At 54.0% G+C, this 24,439-nt stretch carries 26 protein-coding genes; 4 read left to right on the top strand and 22 right to left on the bottom strand.

Annotated elements, in window-relative coordinates:
* Nucleotides 1–372 precede the first annotated feature (372 nt).
* From astB to ACT3T7_RS05215, 7 genes are all read right to left on the bottom strand, one after another.
* Nucleotides 373–1,740, bottom strand: a complete 1,368-nt coding sequence (gene astB / locus ACT3T7_RS05245) for an N-succinylarginine dihydrolase (RefSeq protein WP_444630264.1) — start codon at nucleotides 1,738–1,740, stop codon at nucleotides 373–375.
* Complete coding sequence (astD, locus tag ACT3T7_RS05240) at nucleotides 1,737–3,209, bottom strand: succinylglutamate-semialdehyde dehydrogenase (RefSeq protein ID WP_444630263.1); 1,473 nt, start codon at nucleotides 3,207–3,209, stop codon at nucleotides 1,737–1,739. Before astD ends, astB begins: the two co-directional genes overlap by 4 nt.
* A gap of 17 nt (nucleotides 3,210–3,226) precedes the next feature.
* Nucleotides 3,227–4,255 (bottom strand): arginine N-succinyltransferase, encoded by a 1,029-nt coding sequence (gene astA, locus ACT3T7_RS05235; RefSeq protein ID WP_444630339.1) that lies wholly within the window; start codon nucleotides 4,253–4,255, stop codon nucleotides 3,227–3,229.
* On the bottom strand, nucleotides 4,255–5,337 hold the full coding sequence (locus tag ACT3T7_RS05230) for an arginine N-succinyltransferase (protein WP_193054782.1): 1,083 nt from the start codon (nucleotides 5,335–5,337) through the stop codon (nucleotides 4,255–4,257). The genes astA and ACT3T7_RS05230 overlap by 1 nt, the downstream gene beginning before the upstream one ends.
* 37 nt (nucleotides 5,338–5,374) lie before the next feature.
* The gene (locus tag ACT3T7_RS05225; RefSeq protein WP_444630262.1) at nucleotides 5,375–6,589 is read right to left on the bottom strand and encodes an aspartate aminotransferase family protein; all 1,215 of its coding nucleotides are present in this window, start codon (nucleotides 6,587–6,589) and stop codon (nucleotides 5,375–5,377) included.
* A gap of 175 nt (nucleotides 6,590–6,764) precedes the next feature.
* Nucleotides 6,765–7,739: a GlxA family transcriptional regulator gene (locus ACT3T7_RS05220; protein WP_172117252.1), complete on the bottom strand. Its 975-nt coding sequence runs from the start codon at nucleotides 7,737–7,739 to the stop codon at nucleotides 6,765–6,767.
* A 199-nt stretch (nucleotides 7,740–7,938) separates the two neighbouring features.
* Nucleotides 7,939–8,499 (bottom strand): bactofilin family protein, encoded by a 561-nt coding sequence (locus ACT3T7_RS05215; protein WP_444622555.1) that lies wholly within the window; start codon nucleotides 8,497–8,499, stop codon nucleotides 7,939–7,941.
* Between the two features lie 201 nt (nucleotides 8,500–8,700).
* Between ACT3T7_RS05215 and ACT3T7_RS05210 the strand changes: the two genes are divergently transcribed.
* Nucleotides 8,701–9,288 (top strand): bactofilin family protein, encoded by a 588-nt coding sequence (locus tag ACT3T7_RS05210; protein WP_444630261.1) that lies wholly within the window; start codon nucleotides 8,701–8,703, stop codon nucleotides 9,286–9,288.
* Nucleotides 9,289–9,482: 194 nt separating this feature from the next.
* On the opposite strand, the gene ACT3T7_RS05205 is transcribed toward ACT3T7_RS05210, so the two are convergent.
* The 5 genes from ACT3T7_RS05205 to fabV all read right to left on the bottom strand — a co-directional run bounded on the left by ACT3T7_RS05205 (nucleotide 9,483) and on the right by fabV (nucleotide 13,436).
* Nucleotides 9,483–10,322: a PRC-barrel domain-containing protein gene (locus ACT3T7_RS05205; RefSeq protein ID WP_172117255.1), complete on the bottom strand. Its 840-nt coding sequence runs from the start codon at nucleotides 10,320–10,322 to the stop codon at nucleotides 9,483–9,485.
* A gap of 152 nt (nucleotides 10,323–10,474) precedes the next feature.
* On the bottom strand, nucleotides 10,475–10,822 hold the full coding sequence (locus tag ACT3T7_RS05200) for a hypothetical protein (RefSeq protein ID WP_172117256.1): 348 nt from the start codon (nucleotides 10,820–10,822) through the stop codon (nucleotides 10,475–10,477).
* Nucleotides 10,823–11,046: 224 nt separating this feature from the next.
* Entirely contained in the window at nucleotides 11,047–11,610 is a 564-nt protein-coding gene (locus tag ACT3T7_RS05195; RefSeq protein ID WP_444630260.1) for a PRC-barrel domain-containing protein, read from the bottom strand.
* A gap of 159 nt (nucleotides 11,611–11,769) precedes the next feature.
* Entirely contained in the window at nucleotides 11,770–12,021 is a 252-nt protein-coding gene (locus ACT3T7_RS05190) for a hypothetical protein (RefSeq protein ID WP_444630259.1), read from the bottom strand.
* A gap of 206 nt (nucleotides 12,022–12,227) precedes the next feature.
* On the bottom strand, nucleotides 12,228–13,436 hold the full coding sequence (fabV, locus tag ACT3T7_RS05185; protein ID WP_172117259.1) for an enoyl-ACP reductase FabV: 1,209 nt from the start codon (nucleotides 13,434–13,436) through the stop codon (nucleotides 12,228–12,230).
* A 157-nt stretch (nucleotides 13,437–13,593) separates the two neighbouring features.
* Here fabV and ACT3T7_RS05180 point away from each other — a divergent pair, with 157 nt between their 5' ends.
* Nucleotides 13,594–13,977 (top strand): DUF7079 family protein, encoded by a 384-nt coding sequence (locus ACT3T7_RS05180; protein ID WP_087106394.1) that lies wholly within the window; start codon nucleotides 13,594–13,596, stop codon nucleotides 13,975–13,977.
* Nucleotides 13,978–14,015: 38 nt separating this feature from the next.
* Here the strand turns inward: ACT3T7_RS05180 and ACT3T7_RS05175 are convergent, their stop codons facing one another.
* Both ACT3T7_RS05175 and ACT3T7_RS05170 read right to left on the bottom strand, forming a co-directional pair.
* Entirely contained in the window at nucleotides 14,016–14,501 is a 486-nt protein-coding gene (locus ACT3T7_RS05175; RefSeq protein WP_172117260.1) for a glutathione peroxidase, read from the bottom strand.
* A 102-nt stretch (nucleotides 14,502–14,603) separates the two neighbouring features.
* Complete coding sequence (locus tag ACT3T7_RS05170; RefSeq protein ID WP_444630258.1) at nucleotides 14,604–15,227, bottom strand: LysE family translocator; 624 nt, start codon at nucleotides 15,225–15,227, stop codon at nucleotides 14,604–14,606.
* Nucleotides 15,228–15,428: 201 nt separating this feature from the next.
* Here ACT3T7_RS05170 and ACT3T7_RS05165 point away from each other — a divergent pair, with 201 nt between their 5' ends.
* Nucleotides 15,429–16,160 carry a YebC/PmpR family DNA-binding transcriptional regulator gene (locus tag ACT3T7_RS05165; RefSeq protein WP_444630257.1) on the top strand — a complete coding sequence of 244 codons (732 nt, stop codon included), beginning with the start codon at nucleotides 15,429–15,431 and terminating at the stop codon, nucleotides 16,158–16,160.
* Here ACT3T7_RS05165 and ACT3T7_RS05160 read toward each other — a convergent pair.
* Nucleotides 16,096–16,404, bottom strand: a complete 309-nt coding sequence (locus ACT3T7_RS05160; RefSeq protein WP_444630256.1) for a hypothetical protein — start codon at nucleotides 16,402–16,404, stop codon at nucleotides 16,096–16,098. The genes ACT3T7_RS05165 and ACT3T7_RS05160 overlap by 65 nt on opposite strands.
* A 163-nt stretch (nucleotides 16,405–16,567) precedes the next feature.
* On the opposite strand from ACT3T7_RS05160, the gene ACT3T7_RS05155 reads away from it, so the two are divergent.
* Nucleotides 16,568–16,834 (top strand): hypothetical protein, encoded by a 267-nt coding sequence (locus ACT3T7_RS05155; protein WP_172117262.1) that lies wholly within the window; start codon nucleotides 16,568–16,570, stop codon nucleotides 16,832–16,834.
* 62 nt (nucleotides 16,835–16,896) lie between these two features.
* On the opposite strand, the gene ACT3T7_RS05150 is transcribed toward ACT3T7_RS05155, so the two are convergent.
* From ACT3T7_RS05150 to ACT3T7_RS05120, 7 genes are all read right to left on the bottom strand, one after another.
* Nucleotides 16,897–17,904, bottom strand: coding sequence for a zinc-dependent alcohol dehydrogenase family protein (locus ACT3T7_RS05150; RefSeq protein WP_444630255.1), 1,008 nt, complete (start codon nucleotides 17,902–17,904; stop codon nucleotides 16,897–16,899).
* A 56-nt stretch (nucleotides 17,905–17,960) separates the two neighbouring features.
* On the bottom strand, nucleotides 17,961–19,829 hold the full coding sequence (locus tag ACT3T7_RS05145) for an ABC transporter ATP-binding protein (RefSeq protein WP_444630254.1): 1,869 nt from the start codon (nucleotides 19,827–19,829) through the stop codon (nucleotides 17,961–17,963).
* An 18-nt stretch (nucleotides 19,830–19,847) separates the two neighbouring features.
* The gene (locus ACT3T7_RS05140) at nucleotides 19,848–20,903 is read right to left on the bottom strand and encodes an AbrB family transcriptional regulator (protein ID WP_444622544.1); all 1,056 of its coding nucleotides are present in this window, start codon (nucleotides 20,901–20,903) and stop codon (nucleotides 19,848–19,850) included.
* 231 nt (nucleotides 20,904–21,134) lie between these two features.
* The gene (locus ACT3T7_RS05135; RefSeq protein WP_444630253.1) at nucleotides 21,135–21,854 is read right to left on the bottom strand and encodes a FadR/GntR family transcriptional regulator; all 720 of its coding nucleotides are present in this window, start codon (nucleotides 21,852–21,854) and stop codon (nucleotides 21,135–21,137) included.
* Nucleotides 21,855–21,913: 59 nt separating this feature from the next.
* Nucleotides 21,914–22,666, bottom strand: coding sequence for an SDR family NAD(P)-dependent oxidoreductase (locus ACT3T7_RS05130; protein WP_444630252.1), 753 nt, complete (start codon nucleotides 22,664–22,666; stop codon nucleotides 21,914–21,916).
* A 15-nt stretch (nucleotides 22,667–22,681) separates the two neighbouring features.
* Entirely contained in the window at nucleotides 22,682–23,521 is an 840-nt protein-coding gene (locus ACT3T7_RS05125; RefSeq protein ID WP_444630251.1) for a sugar phosphate isomerase/epimerase family protein, read from the bottom strand.
* A gap of 8 nt (nucleotides 23,522–23,529) precedes the next feature.
* Nucleotides 23,530–24,432, bottom strand: a complete 903-nt coding sequence (locus tag ACT3T7_RS05120; protein WP_444630250.1) for an NAD(P)-dependent oxidoreductase — start codon at nucleotides 24,430–24,432, stop codon at nucleotides 23,530–23,532.
* Nucleotides 24,433–24,439: the final 7 nt, after the last annotated feature.

The following is a 24,439-nucleotide window of genomic DNA, read 5'->3' as shown; positions in this document are numbered from 1 at the left end:
CGATATACGCATTTTGCTTTTACAAAACTATGCACATCACGTCAGTGCCACCCAACACTATTATGTGAGCGTAGCCACTACAAACCTTGTCGAGCCCTTTTTATAGCAGACTCAACCGCTGACAGCGCTTGAGGACTATTCTTCCAACACGTGGACCTAAGCATCGAAGCGACCATTTCGGCTATTTCTTTTGGTTCGTAATTCGCCAACTCAGAAAACGAACCGATACCTATTTCCTCAAAGCGCTTAACTACCATAGGCCCAACACCCTTCACCTTCAGTAGCGCAGCTTTTTCTGCTTCACTGAATGACATATTTATTGAAACTCCCCAGGTTACATAACACCTGATTTTAGCTCAAAGCTGATTTCTTCTACCCCAACTGAAACGGGTAAACCGACCCTATTTGCAGAAGCTGCGTTAACTCATCCAGTGCGCTGAGCGACTCTTCTGCCAACTGCGGATCGGCGAGGTCGTCAGGTGCCAAACGATCCCGGTAGTGGCGGTTGACCCAAGCAGTAAGGTCTTCGTAAAGATCATTGGTGAGCAATACGCGGCCGGTCAGTGCTGCGCGCTCGGCTTCTGAAAGAGCAACGCGCAGACGCAGGCAAGCGGGGCCGCCGCCGTTGCGCATGCTTTGCTTGACGTCTTTCACCACCACGTCACTGATGGGGTTATTGCCTGCCAACAGGTAGTCTTGAACGGTGCGCCAGACGGCTTCACGCTCCTGACATTCGCTGGGCACGACTAGCGTCATGGTGCCATCGGGGTTGGAAAGCAGCTGCGAGTTAAACAGGTACGACGCCACTGCATCTTCCAGGCTCACTGCTTCAATGGGTACGCGGACAGGAATCAAGGGCGTGGTCATTTTGCGGCGCAGCTCGTCGAGCGTGCCCTCTTCGTCCAGGAAAGCCATTTCGTGATACAGCAGCACGGCTCCGTTACCCACGGCGATGACGTCGTTATGAAATACGCCCGCATCAATAGCGTCCGGATGCTGCTGAGCAAATACCGTTTGCGACTCAACAAGCCCATGCTGACGGGCTACCGCTTGGCTGGCTTCCAGCGTTTGGCGGGCGGGGTAACGAACAGGTTCGCGCTCACCGCTACGCACGTCACCAAACGCTTGGCGGCCATACACAAACAGATGAACGCCCGGCTCACCGTACTCACCACACAGACGAGTATGATTGGCTGCCCCCTCATCGGAAAATGCAGGCGTGGCGGGCAGCACTGGGTGGTGGGCGAAGTGCTGTTCGCTGTGAAAAATGGCCTGCAGCACACGGCCCGTGGTTTGCGGCTCAAGAAAGCGATGAAAGCTTGATTGCAGGTTGGCCGGAGTGAAGTGCACCCGGCGGTCCGGCGCGTCGATGCTGGGAGTAACGGTGCCCGCATTGGCTGTCCACATGCTGGAAGCCGAGCAAACGGCCCGCAACAGCTGCGGTGCATCGGCGGCAGCACGGGCCAGCACATCATGATTGCTGCCGCTAAAACCCAAGTCGTGCAGCGCGCCGATATCCGGGCGCTGCTGAGGCGGCAGAACGCCTTGGGCGTAGCCTGCCTCCATCAAGGATTTCATTTTTAAAAGCCCTTGTAGCGCCCCCTCTTTAGGATTGGACTCAAGGCCGCCGTGGCTCATGGAAGCCACATTGCCTACGGCGAGTCCTGAGTAGTTATGCGTCGGGCCTACCAGGCCGTCGAAATTGACTTCCCTAACGTTATTGATGGCAGAGGTGCTCACAGGCTGATCCCCGGCGGCAGAGTATCGGGCATCTCCAACGCCTCGGCTTCCATGGAAGCCACCGGATAGGCGCAGTAGTCCGCCGCATAGTACGCGCTGGGGCGATGGTTGCCGCTGTCGCCGACGCCGCCGAACGGCGCATCACCCGAAGCCCCGGTAGTCTGGCGATTCCAGTTCACAATACCCGCACGGATGCGCAGCAGAAAATCGTCCCAGTCGGCCTTTTCGCCGCCAATCAAACCCGCCGAGAGGCCATAGCGCGTGTTATTGGCAAGCGTTAACGCCTCGTCCCAATCGTGGTAACGGTGCACCTTCAATAACGGGCCAAAGTACTCCTCGTCAGGCACTTCCAGGCCCGTCACATCGATTAACGCAGGCGTGAGCAGACTGGTATTGTCTTTAACACGCTGCATACGGTTAATCACCGTGCCACCCAACGCCTCCAGCGCATCCTGTGCTTTTAGCAGGCCATCAGCCGCCGCCACACTGACCAGGCCGCCGTAAAACGGTGTGGGCGACTCATCAAACTGCCCGGCCACATGAAGCCTGGCAATCGCTTCGGAAAGCGCGTCAATTAGCCGGTCGCCAACCTCGCCCTGGGGTACGATTAAACGGCGAGCACACGTGCAGCGCTGGCCGCCGGACAGAAAGGCGGATTGCAAAATGGCCAGCACGGCGGCGCGCTCATCGTCCACGTCCTTGACCACCAGCGGATTGTTGCCCCCAAGCTCCAGTGCGAGGATTTTATCCAACTGCCCGGCAAACTGCTGTTGCAGCATGCCGCCAACCTTTGCACTGCCGGTAAACAGCAGGCCATCGATCCCAGGGTGTGCAGAGAGCGCCTGCCCCACCGGTACACCGCCTTGAACAAGATTGATGACGCCAGCAGGCAGCCCGGCTTCTTGCCAGCACTGCAGCGCCAAGTCCGCGGTTAGCGGTGTTTGATCGCTCGGTTTGAAGACAACGGTGTTACCTGCCAAGAGAGCCGGCACCATGTGGCCATTAGGCAAGTGGCCCGGGAAGTTATAGGGGCCAAACACCGCCATCACGCCATGCGGACGGTGGCGCAGCACCGCTTTGGCACTGCCTACAGCTTTTTCGCGCTCGCCGGTGCGCTCCTTGTACGCCTTGAGTGAGAGCGCTATTTTCCCCACCATAGCGCCCGCTTCCGTACGCGCTTCCCAAAGCGGCTTGCCGGTTTCAGAGGCAATAGCGACAGCCAGCGCTTCACTGCGCGATTTAAGTACCTCAGCAAAACGCTCGACCAACGCCTGGCGTTCGCTAAAGGGCGTTTTTGCCCATTCGGGAAACGCCTTACGCGCAGCGGCTACTGCTTCTTCAACCTGCGAATCACTGGCTGATGCCCCTTGCCAGAGCAGCCCTCCTGAGACGGGGTCAAACTTACTAAACGATGCTGCAGCGCCATTCACCCAGGCGCCGTTGATAAGCTGCTGTTGTTGGGCGTGCATCATGCTCTCCTACCTGTTCAGGTTTCCAGAAGCCGCACGGCATCACCTGTGGTCACCCCTAGGCGCTCGGCTTCTGTGTGGGTTAAAACAATCGTATCGCGGGTGGGTGCACGGCCTATCCACGCGGCGGTAAAGGCCTGCATGGTGGTGGTCGCGGCCAACCAGCGGCTAACGCTCTCATCAGGCGCCTTGGTCGATACTTCAACGTGATATAGCTGCGAATTGCGCACAGCCCGCACATCGTCGATATAGGCTTCAACCGTCGGGCCACCATCAAAAATATCGATATAGCCTTCCCAGCGCAGCCCCTCTTTTTTGAGCATTTCAAGGGCGGGCCGAGTATGCCGATGCACTTGACCAATACACGCGCGCGCCTCCTCGGCCATAAACGTGGTGTAAATGGGAAAGCGCGGCATTAATTCACCGATAAAGCTTTTCTGCCCAAGACCGGTCAAGCGGTCGGCTTCGCTGAAATCCATGGGAAAAAAGTGTTTTCCCAGGCTCTCCCAGAAGGGGCTGCGGTTCTGCTCATCGAACACGCCGCGCATTTCAGCGAGCACTTTCTCAGGAAAACGATCACGAAACTGTGCAATAAACAGCCAACGTGCCTTGGAGAGCAGCGCACCGTTGCGCAGGTGTTTATTGGCCTCGCCGCGGTATTCCGGGCGCAAAAACAGTGAGCATACTTCGGCATCGCCGGTATGGTCAGAGCTTAAAAACAGCGTATCGATGGTGCGGTGTAAATCCAGCTGTACCGACGAGTGCGCCAACGTGCCCAACCGATAGTTATAAAAAGGCACTTCGTGCCCTACCTGGCCTTCAATGGCACAGCAGCCAGCCAGCTCGCCATTGGCCTCATCTTCCAGCACAAAGAAGTAGAGCCGATTGTTAACCGGGGTACGCTCTTCAAACGCGCGGACAGACGTTTCAATTTTTTCTGCCAGAAATTCTCGGTTATTGGGCAGCGAGGTAAAGCCCACGCCCGCCTGCTGCGCAAGCGCCAGCAACCCATCAACATCTGCACGGGCGATAGGACGAATGCGCATCATATTTCTCCTTCATCAAAGGCATCCACCGCGCTGGGCAGAGTAAGTGGTGCGGCAAATACAGCTCGCCCCTCCTCTACTCCCAAGCGTTTGGCATCCGCCTCTGAAAGCATCAGTTGCCCAGTGGCTGAAAGCGCGTAACGGGCGACAATGCAGCGAAAATCACCCAGCGCCTGATTAGCGATCAAGGCAGGTTCGGCATCGGGAAGCGTTTCGTCCGGACGAAGACGTACCGGATGCCAAGCGGCACGGTTGAATGTCGCCAAACGCTCGCGTTCGGCTTTCACAAGCGGCCCCGCGTCGAAGATGTCCACATGGCGCGAGCGCACGAAGCCTTCGGCAAGCATCTCCTGCAAAGCTTCTTCATGCGCAGGATGCTCCCGGCCAATCGCCGCCCGAGCCGGTGGCGTCAACAGCGGCAAATAGAGCGGGAACTGAGGCATCACCTCAGCAATAAAGCTTTTAGAGCGCACACCTGCGATGTGGTTGATATCGTGAAAACTGCGCGCAAAAAAGTGGTGGCCCACACTTTCCCAAAAGGGCGATTCGTTCTGCGCATCCAGGTAACCGGGAAACGCCACGGCCAATATGCGCGAAAAGCGCTCGGGGTACTGGGCAATAAACATCAGCCGAGCACGCCGCAACAGGCTTTCGGCGCTGGTCCCCTTGTAACGCGGATTTAGTGAATACGCGCACAGCAGCGTAGCGTCAGAAACTTCATGAGAGAGCGCCAGGGTTTGTACTTCGCGACGTACGTTGAGCTGTTGAGACGCATGAATCAACGTTTCCTGGCGGTAGGTGTAGTAGGCCTCATTGGCGCCCGCCTGGGCACGAATAGTGGCCGTTCCCAGTATTTCACCATGCCCCGCCTCATCCACCAGCGCGCTATTTTCAAGCACAAAGGTGTAGTGCTCGTTACCCGGAAACTCGATCTCATCATTAAACGCCGCCAGGGAGCGCTCAATGCGCTCCTCTAAACGTTCGCGGTTAGCGGGCAGGTTGGTAAGCTTGGGCGTCGCATGCTCTGCCAACACGACCAGCGCTTCGAGATCCGCCATTTTTACCGGACGAATGACCAGCATTCTTAACGCCCCTCTCTCAATGTCGCCGTGGGCGAATTCATGCGTTGGCAACAAGGCGCTCAATCGCACGCTCCAAACGGGCCATACCTTCAGTAATGTCTACCTCCGGCACTACCAGTGAAGGCGCCAAGCGAAGCACGTTAGGGCCTGCAATCAGTGCCATCACGCCTTCTTCGATGGCCAGCGGCAGAATATCCTTGGCGCGGCCTTCATAGGCGTCCGACATCTGGGCACCTATCAACAGCCCCATGCCGCGAATTTCTTTAAACACGCCATGCTTGCGATTAATGGTTTCCAACTGCTCACGGAACAGGTCGTGGCGCTTTTGAATGCCTTCCAGTACGTCTGGCGTATCGATAAATTCCAGCGCAGCCAACGCAATCGCGGAGCCCAAGGCATTACCGCCGTAGGTAGAACCATGGGTTCCAAACGCGAGGGATTTGGCGACGCTGTCGGTTGCCAGCATCGCGCCAACCGGGAAGCCGCCACCCAGCGACTTGGCACTGGTGAGAATATCGGGCGTTACGCCATAACGCTCATAGGCATACAACGTACCGCAACGGCCAACCCCGGTTTGCACTTCATCAAATACCAGCAGCGCATTGTGCTGATCGCAAAGCTCGCGCAGGCCTTCTAGAAACTCGGGGGTGGCGGGCAAAATGCCGCCTTCACCCTGCATGGGTTCGACCATCACCGCGCACGTGTCATCGCCCATTAAGGCGCGCGCACTGTCAAGATCATTAAACTCAGCGTGTAAAATACCGCCAGGCACTGGACCAAACCCCTGGGAGTACTTGGGCTGACCACCTACGCTCACTGTAAACAGCGTGCGGCCATGAAAGGATTGGCTGAAGGAGATGATCTTGTCTTTCTTTTCGCCGTAATGGTCTACCGCGTAGCGGCGCGCCAGCTTCAGTGCGGCCTCGTTGGCTTCACCGCCGGAAGAGCACAGGTACACCTTGTCAGCAAAGGTCCGTTCAACCAGCTTTTTAGCCAACTTAAGCGCGGGTTCATTGGTATAGATATTGGAGAGATGCCAGAGTTTTTCCCCCTGCTCTTTTAAGGCATTCACCAACACGGGATGGCAATGACCCAGCGAGTTCACCGCGATACCGCCCGCAAAATCAATATATTCACGCCCCTGCTGATCCCACAAGCGGCTGCCTTCTCCGCGCACCGGAATAATCTGCTGCGGCGCATAGTTGGGAGTCATGTAGTGATCAAAATCCTGCCGGGTTGGGGTCGTGCTCATGGGTCAGTCCCTCTCGTTGAGTCAATCAGTTATATCAGTATACGGGGCGAGCAAGCTCACCCGCTTTCAGTAATGTGACGGTAAATTATGTAATGCTGCCCATATTTCAGATTATTTCTGAAGGGAGGTCTCTGGTGCTAATGCGTTACTGCAGGTTTTGCGACGTGGGCGTGCATCAGCTCAAACGCTCTTCCCGTGGGGTTAATCCAAAATGATTGCGGTAAGCCGTTGAGAAATGAGCCGCCGAGGAAAACCCCGTCGCAAACGCGATATCGCCTACCGAGCGATCACTTTCACGCAACTGTTTACGGGCATCCTGCAAACGCAAATTGAGGTAATAGCGGCTAGGCACCGCCTGAAGATATTTTTTAAACAGGCGCTCCAACTGGCGGCGGGAAATGCCTAAATGCTCAGCCAGCTCCAGGGTCGAAAGCGGCTCTTCTATGTTGGCTTCCATCAGCGTCACAGCGTCTACCAAGCTCTGCGGGGCGTGGCCCAAGCGGTGGCGCAGCGGCACATGTTGGCGCTCATCGGCCATGCGGATTCGCTCACACATAAAGTGTTCTGACACCTGCTCAACCAGATGACTGCTCTGCTGTTGGCGCACCAGCGTCAGCATCATGTCCATGGCCGCCGTACCACTGGCACAGGTGATCCGGTTGCGGTCGATCTCAAACAGCTGTTGCGACAACGCCACCTGAGGATACGCTTGGGAAAAGGCCGCAAAACGTTGCCAGGGTAAGGTCGCTCGATAGCCTTCCAGCAATCCCGTGCGGGCCAATACTTCAGCCCCTCCCGCTAATCCGCCCAGCATCGTTCGGCTTGGCTGGTGGCGCAGCCACTCCATTAGTTTGGCCGGTAACGCATAGGGCAGAGGCGAAGGCGCGCAGATAAGCACCATGTCCAGATGAGGCGGCGCCCCTTCCAGGGTGTAGTCAGCATGACAGGATAATTGAGCGCTGCTTCGCACCGGCTGCTCATCGGTACTGAGCGTAAACACCTGATAGAGCACCTGGCCGCTAAGCTGATTAGCCATCAGCAACGGCTCGACGGCACTGGCATGTGAGAGCATGGAAAAGCCAGGCAGCAGTAATACCCCAATGCGCTGGCGCGCAAGTGTTAACGGGGGAGACAAAGAGCTGAGCTGCATGCCAAAACGCCATCAGTAAATGAAACGTCATCTTACCCAATTGTGACGTTTTGGGCAGTGCCTGATAGCTCCCAATAGAAAAAGGTGTCGCCGTACGCTGGGCTTAGGCTATGAAGATAAAGAGCTGAGGCCCGGGAGGCCGTAGCGATCAATAGCCTACTCTTTAAAACGGTCTTGAGGCCCGTTCTGGGAAAACGTCTTAGGAAACCATCGCAGTAACGTTCTGCTGAACGGCGCGATGCCTAACATTTGCTTGAAGCCAGGCACCCGCCTCACACTCTAAACATGGCGTATCAATCACACCCTGTACAGTTGCTTGTGGCAGTAGCGTGGCCCTGGCATGCGCTTTCAGCGTGCCTGAAACATGGCCATCAACGGTGACAAAACCACCTTCTATATAGGGTGCTACCTGCCCTGATGCATTCACGGTTAAAGAATGCTGCGACGCGACGACCCTGCCCTGCACGTTCCCTTTAACCAGCACGGGCTCGTTGGCGGTGATATTCCCCGTAATCGATGTGGCCGCCCCAATTCGGCTGCCCTCTTTTAACGGGGCCACCAGTGGTGTAACGGTGGCTTTAGGTGGTGACTGTTCAACAGCGATGTCAGAAACGAGAGAGACAGCAGGCGACGGTTGAGGCACGTCACCTGAAGAGTACGAGCCTTCAGCGCGCTGCCTTGCCTTACGGCGCCTGCCATCCCATACAATCAGTGTCATTGCGCTAACACCAATAAGAATAAACCATGCTTGAATACCCATACACCGGTCCCGCCACTGTCAATATTTTGCCCAGACTAAGGTTATACGCGATTTATTTTTATGGCGGCGCGAATAACCTCCCCCACTCGGCTTAATTCTGAGCTTTATCCAGCCGTTAAGCAGATTAAAGTATTCAATGACTTTTTATGCTCAACGCGTGCGTCTTAAAAGCGCCAGGCCGACATTTACCAGGAGTTAACGATGTTTAATAAAGCCAAGAATGCAACTGCCGAGCAAAAAACGACGCCGCCCAGCTCTCCAGACTCAAGTGACACGCTTCTATCGAGCACGCCAACCAGCAGCAATGCGCGCCCCAGCACCTCCATTATCGGTAGCCATACGCAAGTAGAAGGCGACATCAATAGTGATGAGGATTTGACCGTAAAAGGGCGTGTTAGCGGCACTATCACCTGCAAACAGCACACCGTCACATTAGGCGCAAATAGCTATTTTAAAGGCGATGTGTTTGCTCATACTTTGCACGTATCCGGCGAAGTAGAAGGTAATTTAATCGCTTTACACCGCGCAACGATCCACAAGGGCGCCCAAGTGACTGGCACCATCGTATCGCCCTGCCTTGTGCTTGAAGATGGCAGCGTTTTCCACGGCAGCATTGATATGAGCGCCGACAATGAAATGCTAAAAAACAGCTTTAATGACGCGCCCACCCATACCAAAACGTTACCGGCGAAAGGCAATGCATCAGGTGTTAGTACGCGAGCGACCACCAAAGAGTCATCTGCTGACAAAGAAACCAGCCTTGCAGAGCAGGAAGAGGTAAAAGCCTAAGTATCGAAACGCACAATCGCACCTAGCTAGCGCTGATCGTATTTGAGGACCGTAGTTGAGGGCCGCAGCTGAGGGCCGAAGTGATGGGCATAGCGATACATCGTATTGATAACAGAGCCATCAATAGAAAAAGGGCAAGGCGCGAACGCCCTGCCCTTCCTGTCAGCATCTAAGCCGCTTATCGATCAAATCGCTTATTGGTTTTGATTCTGCTTCGCTTCGGATAGCGTCATATCGCTATCGACCTGCGTATAATTATCCTCGACATAATCCTCTGAGGACGCTTCAATCTCGTCACTGCCATACGTGGTATTCATGATGAGCTGTTCATCCTGGAACTCCACTTCATCCATCGGCAAAGCGATTTCTGTCGCGCCGAAGCCCCAGATACCACCGACGGAGATAATGGCAAACAGGTCACCAGAGTCGTTGTGTTGAGCGATATGTTGAATATCACCGATCTCTTCGCCATCCTGGTTAATGACGGCCATACCTTCCAGCTCGCTAACCGGGTGAGACATCAATGAATTATTGCCATCCTGGTCGTTACGATTATCCTGGGCAGCCTGCTGGCGTTCTTGATCGTCATCGCTATTAACGTCGACCTGTGCATCATCGGCTTGCTCGACGTTAACGTCAGGCTCGCCACCCTGCTCAACAGTAACGTTAGGCTCAGCGTCTTCAACGGTAACGTTGGGCTCGGGCTGTTCAATCGTCACGTTGGGTTCAGGCTGCTCGACCGTCACGTCCGGCTCTGACTGCTCTACTCGAATGTTGGGAGAGTCTTGTTCAACTTTTACCTCAGCAGGCTCCTGGTCGACTTCAACGTCCATCGTTTCGTCGCCATTAGGCTGAGACTGAGCACGGCTGTCAGTTGCTGTGCCTTGTGGCTGCGTTTGCGCCGTAGCATCTTGCTGCTGCGTCATTTGATCGGCATTGTCAGTGTCGTTCTGGTTAGCGTCTTGAGCCAGAGCGCCGCCTGAAAGTCCTGCACAAATCGCACCAATAGCAATGGCTAGTGTTGTCCGTTTCATAATATTGCTCCTTGTGTTGGCTTGCACTTAAAAAGCTAGTAGACCTAAGCGCCTAAGAGCAAAGCTAACGATGAATTATAATAAAAATTAACACGTATATTATCACCGCTTACTTAGTAAGACTCGTCAAGAAACAATGGTGAGGTTTTACATTATTCAACAGTGGTCTGGTCGGCATCCTCATCTTTCAAAACTTCCAAGCGGTTACCACCTTGTTCATTCTGCGTATCGTCGCTGTCTATATCGGCCTGGTCAGGCATATCCAAGTCGTCACTTTCGGAACTCTGTTGAGGCCCTTGAGTGCCAGTTTCACGCTCGGTATCACCCTGTTCCTGATTACGGGGAGTGTCCGTACTTTGCTGCTGTCCGGCTGTTGAGCTGTCCTGCTGCTGGGTCATCTGACCGTCGCTCTGTGATGCATCATTTTCATTGGCCAACACGGCTGTTGAAATGCTCGTAAAGATAGCACCGATAGCAATGGCTACTATTGTCCGGTTCATATGATGTCCTCCTTGGATGAGTCACTCTTCAAACGTTAGCCAACGGAGGAAAAAAGTAACAATAAAAAACCATCTTTCTTAAAACTTGTATGAAAGTTAATAACGATCTTGATAATCGTTTAACGACAAAAAAACGCCTTGCCTCATTATACAAGGCAAGGCGAACTCATGAACAAAGTGTTATGGCCTTTCAGGCATTAGATGGCCATGCTCATGACAGTATCTTAATTAGGATGCTGCTGGGCCTGCGTTACGGTCATACTGTTATCTATCTGGCTGAAATTGTCTTCGTCATACTGCTCTGCCGTCGCTTCTATCTCTTCACTACCATAGGTGGTGTTGGTAACCAGTTGGTCGTCCTTCATCTCAATTTCATCTAATGGCAGCGCCACTTCATCGGCACCGATTCCCCATACGCCACCAATGGAAATAACCGCATACAGTTCGCCAGACTCTTTATGCTCAACGATCCGGTCAATATCGCCAATGTCTTCATCCTGCATATTGACCACTGTCATGCCTTCGATATCACTTATTTGGCGAGACATCAGGTCGTTCGGATCATCACTCCCCTCCTGGTCAACATCCGAAGAAGACGCCGCGTTGCCGCCTGTCATAGCGGCGGGCTGCTCATCCTGAACGTCGTCCTGTTCATCGACCGCCTCTTCCTGTTGTTCCAGCGCACCTTCTGATTGACCATTTTCTTGCTGGTTATCCTCAGCAAACACGCCACTGGACATTCCAGTGCAAAGAGCTGCAATTGCAATCGCTAATGTAGTCCGTTTCATGCTGTCTCTCCTTGAGTGCCATACTCTTACAAGTTAGTTGACCGAATTGAAAATCACCAATACCCGCCAGTTGCGGGATAATCGCTGCCTGTTTATCCAATCAGTTTCATGACATCGTTTGTGCATGGCATCTTCTGGCCCGCAGCTGAAACGACTCTATTACGAAACGTCTTTGCCTGCGTTGGGATCAGACGCATCGTAATCCTGAGTATCATCAGACGCTGAACCAGGTTCGTGGGCGGTTTCGGCTTCAAAGCGGCGCGCTGCCTCAATTGCTTGCGGCTCAGTGTCGTAGCGGGATATTTCTTGAGGGGCATCGGGCTCGGTAACATCGACAACGCGCCAACCCGATACGATGATCGCGTCGCCCTGGTCTTCGCTAACTGGCTCCACTCGTGCGGTACGGGTCATATTTCCTCCATGGTTAAAAGCGAGTAACACTCTGCTTTTAACCATGGCAGAACCTTCAAGGACTTGCGTATCCAGCAGTAAACATTTAACAGTGATTGATTTTGCGCCTGCCGCTAGCGGACTTTACGCGTCAAACGCAAATTGCCGGGCACAAAGGCCCGGCAATTCATTAAAGCGGTAAGCAAGTCGCTTACCGATTTAACGGTTTATAAATTAACCACATCGAACTCAACGTTAGGGTTCACGTCGGCGTCGTAATCGACATCATCACGCTCAAAGCCGAACAGTTTTAAGAATTCATGCTTATAGCCAGCGTAATCGGTGATATCAAACAGATTCTCGGTAGTCACTTCCGGCCACAGATCCTGGCAAGCCTGTTGGATATCATCGCGCAGCTCCCAATCATCCAGACGCAGACGGCCTTTATCATCCGTGGCCATATCACCGCTCTGCTCTGCTGCATAAAGCCGTTCGCCGAAGAGTCGATTGAGCTGATCGATGGTGCCTTCGTGTACGCCCTGCTCCTTCATGATGCGATACACCATGGCGATATACAGCGGCATCACCGGAATAGCTGCACTGGCCTGGGTAACAACAGATTTGAGTACCGCGACATTAGCGCCGCCGCCGCTAGTTTTAAGCTTGTCATCAATCGCCGTGGCCGCACGGTCCAGGTCTTCCTTGGCTTTACCCAAGGCGCCGTGCCAGTAAATCGGCCAGGTAATTTCCGTACCGATATAGCTAAACGCCACGCTACGTGCGCCTTTGGCCAGCACACCCGCTTGATCCAGCGCGTCCATCCACAGCTCCCAATCTTCGCCACCCATCACGGTGATGGTATCGTCGATTTCCTGCTGGGTGGCAGGCTCCACTTCTGCCTCGATAATCCGGTCTTTATTGGTATCAATGGCCGTGGCGCGGTAGGTCTCACCGATCGGCTTTAGGCTTGAGCGCTTGAGTTCACCGCTATCCGGCAGCTTGCGCACAGGCGATGCCAGTGAGTACACCACCAGGTCGATTTCGCCCATATCTTGCTTGATCAGCTCAATGGCTTTTTCACGCGCTTCGTTAGAGAAGGCGTCGCCATTGATCGACTTGCTGTAAAGACCTTCCTGCTTGGCAAACTTGTCAAACGCTGCGCTATTGTACCAACCCGCCGTACCGGTTTTGGTGTCACTGCTGGGCTTTTCAAAAAACACGCCCAGCGTATCGGCGCCGTAACCAAAGGCAGCGGTAATCCGAGCAGCCAAACCGTAGCCGCTGGAAGCCCCGATCACCAACACTTTTTTGGGGCCGGCGCTTTTATCCAAACCACGCGCGCGGGTTGCTTCAATCTGCTCGAGCACGTTTTGCTCGCAGCCTTTAGGGTGAGTAGTCGTGCAGATAAAGCCGCGTACTTTGGGTTTAATAATCACATCGAACCTCACTATCGGATTGATTTCATTATCAGCATGACAATGCTGTAAGCATGGCGGCTATTTTAGCTTGCCAAGCGGGCGCTGTCCGCTCTTGAGCTTATTTGCCTTTCACGGCAGGATAGTGCCCCTTCTTTTAAATGCCTGCGAGGCCATCATGAACGCACAGCAACTAGTCGACGAGCGCGGCGACCTTTGGCTTGCCTTGGCCCCCTTATGGCTAGACCGCGAACCCAGCGAACGGGATTACGCCCGCATGGTCGAGGTCATTAACCAGTACGACATGCCGCTGATGGAGCTTGAGTGGATGTTTCGCCTGGAGCTAGCCCCGGTGATGTCACGCCATCAACTTTCGATTGCCAGCGAATGGCGAAAGTTTGATGACCATAAGCTGATGCAACAGTTGGTGAGCCATAACCTGCGCTTAAAGGGGTGGCGACGCAAAGGCTGGGCGCTTTTTTCCGGGCTAACCACCATGATGGTACGCCACCGCTGGGTCGAGCTTATGAACCGCGTTAAGGTTGCCCGTGGAGAGCATTAAGTTGCTGTCAACACTCTGGTTCGTTGATGGTCAATGACCTACTCACGATCCAGCGCCGCTTCCAATGCCAAGCGTAAGGGTTGCCCATGATCTCGCGGGCCAAAACGGGCAATGACCCTGCCATCGCGTCCAACCAGAAACTTGGTAAAATTCCACTTAATGGCTTGGGTGCCCAAGACCCCGGGCGCCTGTTGTTTCAGCATGACAAATAGCGGGTGTGCGTGGTTGCCATTAACACTGATTTTTTCCATCAATGGGAAGCTTATCCCGTACGTTTGCTCACCAAAAGTACAAAATGCCTCGGCACTTTCCGGCGACTGACGGCCAAACTGGTTGCAGGGAAACCCCAGCACGGTGAAGCCGCGGTCACGATAGCGCTGGTATAGCGCCTCAAGCTCTTTTAATTGCGGCGTAAATCCGCATTGGCTGGCCACATTAACTACCAACAGCACTTGCCCACGCAGCGCGCGTAAATTAAACGGCTGCCCTTGGTGGGTGTAACAGTCTTGATCGTAAATCGTCATTATTAAGCCTTACACCTTCCAGGCGATATAAACACTACCTTGCCACGGCTACAGGGATGGCACCAGCGCCTTATATCGATTATTGCCAAGCACAACGGCCTATTAACTCAAGGTAATTGGCCCCATGACAACGCGCAGCGCCAGCGCAATCAGTAGCACGCCGGTTAATCGATTGACCCAGTGCGCATGGCGCTGCAACCAAGGCAGTACCCGCGAATGCGACAAGCCGACCGCCACCAGCACGTACCAGCCACCATCAATAAGCATAGCGGTTAGTACGACGATCATCTTTGCCACACTACTCATATCAGGAGTAACAAACTGGCTCAGCAACGCTACAAAAAAGATAATCAGCTTGGGATTACCCAGCGCTACTAGCATTCCCTCTTTGGCCGCCTGACGGCGAGTGGTTACCGCCCCCTGTTGACTCATTGCCCCCGCCCTACCAGCCCGTAACGCCTTGATGCCTAACCAGGCTAAATAGGCAGCGCCCGCCCAGGTAACCAGTTGAAAAACGTCAGGCGAACGAGTCACTAACGCGCCCAGCCCCCAGACGGTCAGAAGCGCATAAAATCCGACACCAGCCGCATGAAATAAGGCAGCAGTAATGCCTGGCAACCGCCCACCGCCCAACGTGTGTTTTAAAACCAGAGCGAGACTGGGCCCGGGCGACATCGCCCCCATGGCGCAGATAGCCGCGAGTGACAACCAGAGTGAGAACGGCATTTTTTCCTCTTTTTACTTGTTAATGAATCATCGTCTACATGCGCCAATGCCGTTACCGGCTGAGTTGCTTGCTGTATAACGTCGTCTCTCTTAAATAACGCTGTTAGCATGGTACGCTGTTGGGTAAAATTTGCCCCTTTTTCGATGAAAATGACGCCTGCTGTCAAGACAGGCGTGGCACGGCTAATAAAGGACTCCGATATGGGTAGGGCGTTTCAAAACCGTAAAGAATCGATGGCTAAAACGGCCGACGCAAAAACCAAGGTTTACAGCAAATACGGGCGTGAAATTTACGTTGTTGCAAAAGCAGGCGGCTCCGACCCGAACGGTAACCTTGCCCTGCGCGGTTTAATAGAGCGTGCAAAAAGAGAGCAGGTTCCCTCGCACGTTATTGATAAAGCGCTAGACAAGGCCAGCGGCGCAGGTGGAGAAGACTTCTCGCCAGCACGCTACGAAGGCTTTGGCCCCGGTAACGCCATGGTGATTGTCGACTGTTTAACCGATAACCCTAACCGCACCTTTGGCGATGTACGCGGTTGCTTTACCAAAACGAAAAGCAAGATTGGCACCCCCGGCAGCGTTAGCCACATGTTCGATCACTGCGCGATTTTTGCGTTTGTCGGCCAGGAAGAAGAGGCGGTGCTTGAAGCTCTAATGGAAGCCGATGTTGATGTGACCGACATTGAGCAGGAAGAAGCGCGTATTACAGTTTATGCGCCACACACCGAATATGCTAAAGCCAAGCAAGCCCTGCTGAATGCATTCGGTGAGCTCGATTTTGAAATTGATGAGATTCAGTTTCTGCCGCAAAATACCACGCCGCTCGAAGGCGATGACGTGGCGCTATTTGAAAAATTTGTGGGCATGCTCACCGACCTGGACGATGTACAAAACGTCTTCCACAGCGCTGAGCTACCCGAAGAGACAGCGTAAATAGCACGCTCGGTACGTTTAAAGTGGCCGTCAGCGTATTGCTGACGGCCAATACCGCATGACCACCCAGCGCAGCATTCGGTGACAACAGCGCGGGGTTAATACCGGCATCGCTCAGCACCTGCTTCCCCTGCACGGTTAGGTCGGTAATAAACAAAAACTGCTGCCACACCTCACTGCCTCGGCAGTACACCGCCAAACGCTGTCGCTCTGTATGGACAGACGCTTGATAAGTAGGCGCCATCAAACAACGAACGATCTGAGGTTTACGGTCAATACATTACACAAGAACAAGGTTAGTATCTTGAGGATAAATCTCTGCGGAGCTATTCGAACTTATCGACTAAAATGACATCTTCAGAGATAACCATTATCCGCAACCATTTCATGTTACGCAGGAGGCGACCATGAGTATTGTTCATGTTAGCGAGGCAGAGCTCTATGCCAAGCTTGAAAAATGCATGTCGGGAGAGCGCGTTCTTATTGACCAGGCTGGCAACCGGTTTAGTGCGCGCATTCAGCTCGCCCGCAAAATGGATGCAACGGTCATTCCCGAACAGCAGCTACACAAAAGTCACGATGATCCTGATGAGGTGGATAGCATCACCGTGCCTTATGAGCATATCTGGGAGCTTGAAATCAAGGGCGTCGTGTATAGCCGTTTAGCAGAATAACCACCTTGCTCTACCAGCACCTCCTTGTGGGTAGTGCTGGTAAAGGTCACACGTCAACGCTTTTAGAACGTTAAACAAATTTTTCCTAGATGCTTGCCTGCCTCCTGGTAGCGAAAAGCCTCCGCAATCTCGGCTAATGCAAACTCCCGATCAATCACGGGGCGCATATCGTTAGCCTCAATAGCCTTGATCATCTCTATCTGATGGCGACGACTGCCCACAATCAGGCCCTGCAAACGCGCCTGCTTCGCCATTAGCTTCACCGTTGGAATGTCACCCTGGCGGCCCGTCAGCACACCAATCAGTGAGATATGCCCACCAATTTTGATCGCTTCGATAGATTGCGGTAGCGTGCCAGGTCCGCCTACTTCGACAATATGATCAACGCCTTGACCATCCGTCAGCTCATTAACCTGCTTGCCCCATTCAGGGGTTTCCTTGTAGTTAATCGTATGGGTAGCACCCAATTCACGTAACCGCTCGCGTTTCGCGTTGGAAGATGACGTTGCGATAACGTGGGCGCCCATCATACGTGCAAACTGCAACGCAAATATGGATACACCACCAGAGCCCAGCACCAAAACCGTATCGCCTGCTTTCAAGCCGCCATCCACCACAAGTGCACGCCATGCCGTTAACCCTGCGGTAGTGAGCGTTGCCGACTCAGCATGGCTATACCCCTTGGGCTGATGGGTAAACCACTGTGCCGGGCGAACCACCTGTTCACAGGCGTAGCCATCAACACCATCGCCAGGCGTCGTCGTAAAATCCCCAATGCGTGCAGGGCCTTCCAACCAGTAGGGGAAGAACGTCGATACCACGCGATCACCCACTGAAAACTCGGATACTCCCTCACCGACCTCTTCAACAATACCCGCCCCATCCGACATGGGAATACGGCCGTCAGCGGTCGGCATTTTGCCCGCCACTACGCCGTAATCATGAAAATTCAGCGAGCTTGCATAAATGCGTACGCGAATCTCACCCGCTGCAGGTGCGCCAGGTGCCGTGGCATCCTGCACATTAAGTTTATCCAGCCCGCCTGGGGCCTGTAGCGTTACCACTTGCATTGTCGATCTCCTGGGTTAGCTGTCATCTGGAACACGTTAGCAGAGGATCAGAAACATCACATATCGACCCCAAGAAAGCCGCCCGACTGGCGCTTCCATAGCCCCGCATAAATACCGTCTTGAGCGAGCAATTCGGTATGCGTGCCGCTTTCTACAATACGCCCCTGCTCGACCACGATCAGTCGATCAAGCATTGCAATGGTAGAGAGACGATGGGCAATAGCAATAACCGTTTTGCCTTCCATTAACGTATCCAACTGCTCTTGAATGGCGGCTTCCACTTCAGAGTCCAGCGCCGACGTGGCTTCATCCAATACCAAAATAGGCGCGTTTTTCAACAGCACGCGCGCGATGGCAATACGTTGGCGCTGGCCGCCCGAGAGCTTAACGCCGCGCTCGCCCACATGTGCGTCTAACCCACGACGCCCCTGAGGGTCCACCAGATCGTTAATGAACGCATCCGCATGGGCACGGCATACGGCGGCCCATACCGCTTCATCATCTGCCTGTGGGGTGCCGTAGCGAATGTTATCGCGCAGTGAACGGTGCAAAAGCGAGGTATCCTGGGTCACCATGCCAATCTGGTGACGCAACGAGGTTTGCGTGACCTGAGCAATGTCCTGCTCATCGATAAGAATGCGCCCGCCCTGAACATCATAAAAACGCAGCAGCAGGTTAGCGAGGGTCGATTTACCCGCGCCTGAACGACCAATCAGGCCAATTTTCTCACCAGGGGCGATTGTCAGGTTCAACCCATCAAACACGGTTCGACTTTCGCCTTTGGCCTGCTCGTAGCCAAAGCGCAGCGCATCAAAATGAATTTTACCCGCCGGTACATGGAGGGCGGGCGCATTGGGCACATCACTGATGGTCGGTTCGCGGGCAATAGTGTTCATGCCATCCTGTACCGTACCAATATTTTCAAACAAGCCCGCCACTTCCCATAAAATCCAGTCAGACATAAAGCGAATGCGCATCACCAGCGCAATCGCGATGGTTAATACGCCTAGCGAAATGGCGTCGTAATACCAGGTGCTAATCGCCATACCTGCCGTGCCTACCAGCAGCGCGGTATTTAGTAGCGTTAGGCTGACACTCATAATGGTCACCAAACGCATCTGTCGGTGCACGGTTTCCATGAACCCCTCCATGGCATCGCGTGCATAGCGCTGCTCACGCTCGGTATCCGCAAATAGCTTTATGGTTTGAATATTGCTGTAGCTGTCGACCACGCGCCCAGTCATCTGCGCGCGGGCATCGGCCTGCGCCATGGACACATCACGCAGCCGAGGAACAAAAAAGCGCATGATGGCCAGATACCCAACAAGCCAAAGCCCCAAAGGAAGCAATAGCCATAAATCGGCCCGCCCCAACAAAATCGCCGCACCGGTGAAGTACACAATGGCATAGACCAAAAGGCCCATCACCTTGGTGACCGTTTCGCGGATCGCCAGGGCGGTTTGCATCACTTTTTGGGACACCCGCCCGGCAAACTCGTCCTGATAAAAAGCCAGGCTTTGATTGAGCATATGACGATGCGAGAGCCAACGGCCAATCATCGGGTAATTGCCGAAGATACTTTGATGAGTAACCAACGATTGAGCCAGCACCAGCAGCGGCAGCCCCACAAGCATCAACACACCTACCCCGGTCAACCAAAGCCCATTCGCAGCCCAAAAGCCTTCACGCTCTACATTGCCCAGCCAATCAACCAGTTGCCCCATATAGTTAAAGAAAACCACCTCCGCAGATGACACCAGCGCAGTAAATAGCGTCATGGCAATCAGCAACGGCAATACCGGGCGCGAGAAGTGCTTGATGAAGGGCAACAGACCTTTAGGCGGTGTTTGCACATCCTCCATGGGGTAAGGATCTACGCGCGTTTCAAAGTAACGAAATAGCGGCTGCAGCATACGAGAAAACATGAACGTTCCTTACGTTACTTATCGATCATTAGTAGGGTTAGATGCCTGATGCCGTAAAAGCCAACGAGCCCAAAATGGCGCAAAAACCATCAACGTCACCATGCGAAGAAGGTGATGAAATGCGACGAATACCGGGTCAATATTAAGCGCCACCGCCAAAATGGCCATCTCGCCAACCCCGCCGGGTGCTAGCGCCAGCAGAGCGACATCACGGCCAACGCCCACAAACTGATGAATCAATTCGGCAAACAAGGCCAACACCATAAGCGCCAACAGCGTGGCAATGCCTGACTGCCATAAATAGCGCCCCCACAACCGTCGCGTCATGCCTTTAAAACGAGAACCGATTGCGCTGCCCAATACCCAAAGCATCAGGTTCATTCCCCAGTCAGGCAAGCGAAGACTGGCAATATCAAACCCTGAAAGCAGTGCAGCGGTAAGCAACGGTACCAATAAGGCGGGGGTAGGAAAACGTAGCCAGCGCCCGAGCGGCAGTAGCAGAGGAATAAGCAATAGCATCCAGGCATGTTCAAACTCATTGGCCCGCAACGCCATGCCACCCTCCCCGCCCTCGTAGGCCCAAAAAAGAGGAGGTAACACTAAAATCACCAAAATCACGCGAAGCGACTGGGCAATAGCAATACGCTGAGGGTCACCGCCACATTTGTCGCCCAGGATAATCATCGCCGTCATGGCGCCAGGAGCGGCGGCAAACCAGGCGCTGACAGAATCAAACCCACAGCGCCGATACCAGGCCGAGGCCACTACCGTAGAGGCGCTAATGCCCGCCAGCAATAGCACGGCTGATATTGGCCAATCGACCACCCGCTGAGCGAGCTCCGGTGTCACCTGGCTGCCTAACACCAACCCCATAACAGCGAGAAAAACATTGCGCAGTCGCTCCGGCACTACAACGTTAACGCCCCGAGAGGAAACCAGCAGATTGGCAACCAGAGGGCCAAGCATCCAGGCAAGCGGTAAACCGGTAAGTTGAAAAATCGTGCCGCCTATCGCACCAACGATGAGCGACGTTAACAGTCCTTTTGCACTTCTTGTACTTACAACACCTTTCACACCAGCCCTCGCTACCGCAACCTACCCCAGCGGGTTGGTTTGTTAACCCGCTAAATATATCGATAGTTTATCACTGACTGGGCTATACAAGGACACCAATAACCAGGAGAACGAAGCTGCTTGCAGAATTGCCAGTGCCATCGCTGTGGAGACTGACACTGACGTGTATCAGACAGGCAGCAACGCTACGCTGGCTATCAAAACAGCTCCGCTGCCTTGGAATATAAGTGCTTACTCTATCGAAAAAGCAGACGCTTTCTCTTGGGGGAAGGAGCGTAATGTCTGCTGATTCCAAGTCTCAAAATGGTCGTGCATGGCTTGGCGTGCCAACTCGCGATCACGGGTTTTAACAGCATCAACAAGCGCGATATGGGTCTCGTTGGTTTTCTTTTGTGCACCCTTTGACTGCCTGGCAAGAACTCTGCGCTGATGGAGTACTTTTTTAAGCACCGATGACAGCCCTTGAAAAATAATCAACACAGCGGGATTTTTGGCCATAATCGCCAACAGCTCATGGAACTCGTAATCCGCCTGAATACCTTCAAGTACATCGGTGGAATTAACGATCTTGCTACAGAGCCTTTCAAGCTGCTCTAGCTCATGGGCCTGATGGTTGACAGCGGCTGCCTGGACAATCTCTTTTTCAAACATTTCCCGGGCAGTTTCCAGATGATCAACAGAGATATAGTTAAGCTTTAGTGCCAGCTCAAAGTAGAGCTGCATAAACACCGGCTCCGGCATTTTGAGGAAGGTACCACTGCCCTGCTTGCGTTCAATGAACCCAAGGCTATGCAGCACTGAAAGTACATTCCGTACCGATGAGCGATGCATATCAAAGTGCTCACAGAGCGCTCTTTCTGGCGGGAGCTTTAACCGGCCATCCCGGGAAAGTTCGGAGACAGAAACAAACTCCTTAAGCCTATCCAAAAGATTCGGATCCATTTGGCTCATAGCGTCATCCAAGTGCTACCCCTATACCGTATTTTAAGCATAAGGGTAGCTTATCATAGTCAATGAATGTGCATACCGCCGTTCACATCCAGGGTTGTCCCTGTCATGTAGCTTGAGAGATCGCTTGCCAGGAAAAGGAAAGCGTTGGCAACATCGGCAGGCCCACCCAAGCGAGCTAGCGGAATACCTTCCAGAATTTTAGCCTTCATTTGATCATCAAGTTTGCCAGCAGTAATGTCGGTGGCAATCAAGCCAGGCGTTACGGAGTTAACGCGAATGCCAGATGCACCGAGCTCGCGCGCCATGGCTTTGCCAAGCCCCAGCATACCGGCTTTGGCCGCACTATAATGTGGGCCACCGAAGATACCTCCGCCTCGCTGTGCAGAAACCGATGATGTATTGATGATAGACCCAGCTCCGCTCTGTTTCATGTGCGGCACGACAGCTTGCGACATATACATCATGCCACGCAGGTTAACGTCCAAAATACGGTCGTAATCTTCTGGCGTAATCTCTTCAAACTTAACCGGCTGAGTGATACCAGCGTTATTGACCAACACATCAATTCTGCCAAACCTTTCCATCACGGCTTTCGCTAGGCTGAAGCAGTCATCACGGCTTACCACGTTACCTGTTACGACCATCGAGCGGTCAGCATCAAACTCGCTGCGTACCTTCTCGCAGGCTGCCTCATTGATGTCGGAAATAACAATGGAAGCACCGTGCTCGTAGAAGAGACGCGCCGCTCTAAGGCCAATGCCTTTTTCACCTGCAGCACCAGTCACGATACATACTTTACCTTTAAGCAGCATGACGTTTTCCTTTTATTAATATTGGGTAAGTAAAGCCAGCTCCTCAAGGGAGCGTAAAATCTGCGATTCGATTCTATCGAGCGGCAGTGGTTGTTCATCGCGCCACGGCTGAGCGCCAGCATCGCGATGCAGTCGAAATGGAAGCTCCAGAGAGAACGGCTTGTCTTGGTCAAGCAGCACAGCAGCGAGTGCTTTGTCGTCTGTATCACCTTCGCCAAATGAAACAAAATCAAACCCATCACTGCGTCGAGCACAGGGCTTGAGATGAAAGTGATCGGCGATAGGCATGGCCGCTCGGGCATCAACAAGGGCATTCTGCCCAGGGCAGTGTGAGAGCAAATTCCCCATATCGTAGTTAATACCGAAGGCCTCATCACCCAACCGTTCAAGTAACGCCAACGCATCCGCCGAGCTATCGAACACGTTGGGCACCCCGTTACCGGGGTTTTCAAGCAAAATACGCACACCATACTCACGCGCTATGGCGGCCAGTGTAGCGGCCTGCTTAAAGAACGTGCTTTCATGCTCACACGTGGCCGCGTTAGTAATGACAAAACTCGCGCCTAGCGAAGCCGCAAAACGGCAGCGCGCTTCGAGCCTGGCAGCCGCGTTTTCAAGCCCAAGATCAATATGGCCTGAGAAGTAATGACACTGCTGACCATAGCGGCGCATTTCGTTTTTCAAATCGTTGGCAAATGACTCGGTAAAGTCGCTATCAGTAAACGCCTCTACGTACCCATCGATAAACGCGAACTCGACATTTGTCACCCCGCACCGCGCAAGCGAAGGCAGGATCACATCGAACCCATAGCCATCGTAGGCAGCGGTACTGACGGATATAAAACTCGTTGCCATGGGTCGCCTCATCCCTTGCCGTTGAGCAGTCGGTAGGTGCGGATGACCTGGCTATCATCAAGCTTGCCCTCACCCCGCTCGGAGCTTGCCACGAACATCTGCCGGGCGGTTTCCGCCAGCGGCGTGAACGCTTTGGCGCCCTTGGCGGAGTCGCAGACAATGCCCATGTCCTTACAGAAGATATCGACGACGCTGGTGACCTCGCCGGGTTCGGCAATCATGCGTGGGCCGCGGTCGCCCAGCATCCAGCTCGAAGCGGCCGAGCCCTGCACCATCGAAAGCATGACCGACGCCTCGATGCCGCTCTTTTCAGCAAGCGACAGCGCCTCGGCGGCCGCGGCGATATGCACGCCGCACAGCAGCTGATTGACGGCTTTCATGGCCGCACCCTGGCCCGGCGTGGGCCCGGCGACGAACACCGCCTTTCCCAGCACATCAAACGCTTTCGAGCATCGGCCAAGAGCTTCCTCGCTGCCAGCGGCCATGATGGTCAATTGGCCGGCTTGGGCGCCCACCACGCCACCGGACACCGGCGCGTCGACGTAGTGAAGGTCTGGACGCACCGCCGCCACTTCGCTGGCGATACCCGCGGCGTCGTCCGGCGCGATGGTCGACATCTGCACGATGCAGGCGCCCTCTTTCAGCGAACTCATCACGCTCGAAGCTTCGTCATCCGTTGGGTTACCGAACAGCACGGCGCGTACCTGTTCGGCGTTTACCACCATGATGAAAAGCGCCTCGCTTTCGCTCAAGTGGCGGTGCTTCGTCTCATCTGTCGTGGCCTGGCCGTTGAAGGCGGTTTCCACCTGCTCGAAGGCATCGACCCCCAACACGCTGAAACCGGCGTTTTTCAAGTTCGTGGCCATGGGGCGCCCCATGGCGCCGAGTCCTGCAAAAGCAATGTTATGCATGCCAAAC

This window comes from Halomonas sp. 111 (assembly GCF_052379685.1).
Taxonomy (GTDB): domain Bacteria; phylum Pseudomonadota; class Gammaproteobacteria; order Pseudomonadales; family Halomonadaceae; genus Vreelandella; species Vreelandella citrativorans.
The sequence above is the reverse complement of the archived record's forward strand: the minus strand, read 5'-3'. Positions and strand labels throughout refer to the sequence as shown.

Excerpts from the sequence above, each read along its gene's own strand:
- astD (WP_444630263.1), bottom strand. The coding sequence starts at position 3,209 with ATGCACGCCCAACAACAGCAGCTTATCAACGGCGCCTGGGTGAATGGC.
- astA (WP_444630339.1), bottom strand. The coding sequence starts at position 4,255 with ATGCGCATTCGTCCTATCGCCCGTGCAGATGTTGATGGGTTGCTGGCG.
- ACT3T7_RS05230 (WP_193054782.1), bottom strand. The coding sequence starts at position 5,337 with ATGCTGGTCATTCGTCCGGTAAAAATGGCGGATCTCGAAGCGCTGGTC.
- ACT3T7_RS05225 (WP_444630262.1), bottom strand. The coding sequence starts at position 6,589 with ATGAGCACGACCCCAACCCGGCAGGATTTTGATCACTACATGACTCCC.
- ACT3T7_RS05220 (WP_172117252.1), bottom strand. The coding sequence starts at position 7,739 with ATGCAGCTCAGCTCTTTGTCTCCCCCGTTAACACTTGCGCGCCAGCGC.
- ACT3T7_RS05215 (WP_444622555.1), bottom strand. The coding sequence starts at position 8,499 with ATGGGTATTCAAGCATGGTTTATTCTTATTGGTGTTAGCGCAATGACA.
- ACT3T7_RS05210 (WP_444630261.1), top strand. The coding sequence starts at position 8,701 with ATGTTTAATAAAGCCAAGAATGCAACTGCCGAGCAAAAAACGACGCCG.
- ACT3T7_RS05205 (WP_172117255.1), bottom strand. The coding sequence starts at position 10,322 with ATGAAACGGACAACACTAGCCATTGCTATTGGTGCGATTTGTGCAGGA.
- ACT3T7_RS05200 (WP_172117256.1), bottom strand. The coding sequence starts at position 10,822 with ATGAACCGGACAATAGTAGCCATTGCTATCGGTGCTATCTTTACGAGC.
- ACT3T7_RS05195 (WP_444630260.1), bottom strand. The coding sequence starts at position 11,610 with ATGAAACGGACTACATTAGCGATTGCAATTGCAGCTCTTTGCACTGGA.
- ACT3T7_RS05190 (WP_444630259.1), bottom strand. The coding sequence starts at position 12,021 with ATGACCCGTACCGCACGAGTGGAGCCAGTTAGCGAAGACCAGGGCGAC.
- ACT3T7_RS05180 (WP_087106394.1), top strand. The coding sequence starts at position 13,594 with ATGAACGCACAGCAACTAGTCGACGAGCGCGGCGACCTTTGGCTTGCC.
- ACT3T7_RS05175 (WP_172117260.1), bottom strand. The coding sequence starts at position 14,501 with ATGACGATTTACGATCAAGACTGTTACACCCACCAAGGGCAGCCGTTT.
- ACT3T7_RS05170 (WP_444630258.1), bottom strand. The coding sequence starts at position 15,227 with ATGCCGTTCTCACTCTGGTTGTCACTCGCGGCTATCTGCGCCATGGGG.
- ACT3T7_RS05165 (WP_444630257.1), top strand. The coding sequence starts at position 15,429 with ATGGGTAGGGCGTTTCAAAACCGTAAAGAATCGATGGCTAAAACGGCC.
- ACT3T7_RS05160 (WP_444630256.1), bottom strand. The coding sequence starts at position 16,404 with ATGGCGCCTACTTATCAAGCGTCTGTCCATACAGAGCGACAGCGTTTG.
- ACT3T7_RS05155 (WP_172117262.1), top strand. The coding sequence starts at position 16,568 with ATGAGTATTGTTCATGTTAGCGAGGCAGAGCTCTATGCCAAGCTTGAA.
- ACT3T7_RS05150 (WP_444630255.1), bottom strand. The coding sequence starts at position 17,904 with ATGCAAGTGGTAACGCTACAGGCCCCAGGCGGGCTGGATAAACTTAAT.
- ACT3T7_RS05145 (WP_444630254.1), bottom strand. The coding sequence starts at position 19,829 with ATGTTTTCTCGTATGCTGCAGCCGCTATTTCGTTACTTTGAAACGCGC.
- ACT3T7_RS05135 (WP_444630253.1), bottom strand. The coding sequence starts at position 21,854 with ATGAGCCAAATGGATCCGAATCTTTTGGATAGGCTTAAGGAGTTTGTT.
- ACT3T7_RS05130 (WP_444630252.1), bottom strand. The coding sequence starts at position 22,666 with ATGCTGCTTAAAGGTAAAGTATGTATCGTGACTGGTGCTGCAGGTGAA.
- ACT3T7_RS05125 (WP_444630251.1), bottom strand. The coding sequence starts at position 23,521 with ATGGCAACGAGTTTTATATCCGTCAGTACCGCTGCCTACGATGGCTAT.
- ACT3T7_RS05120 (WP_444630250.1), bottom strand. The coding sequence starts at position 24,432 with ATGCATAACATTGCTTTTGCAGGACTCGGCGCCATGGGGCGCCCCATG.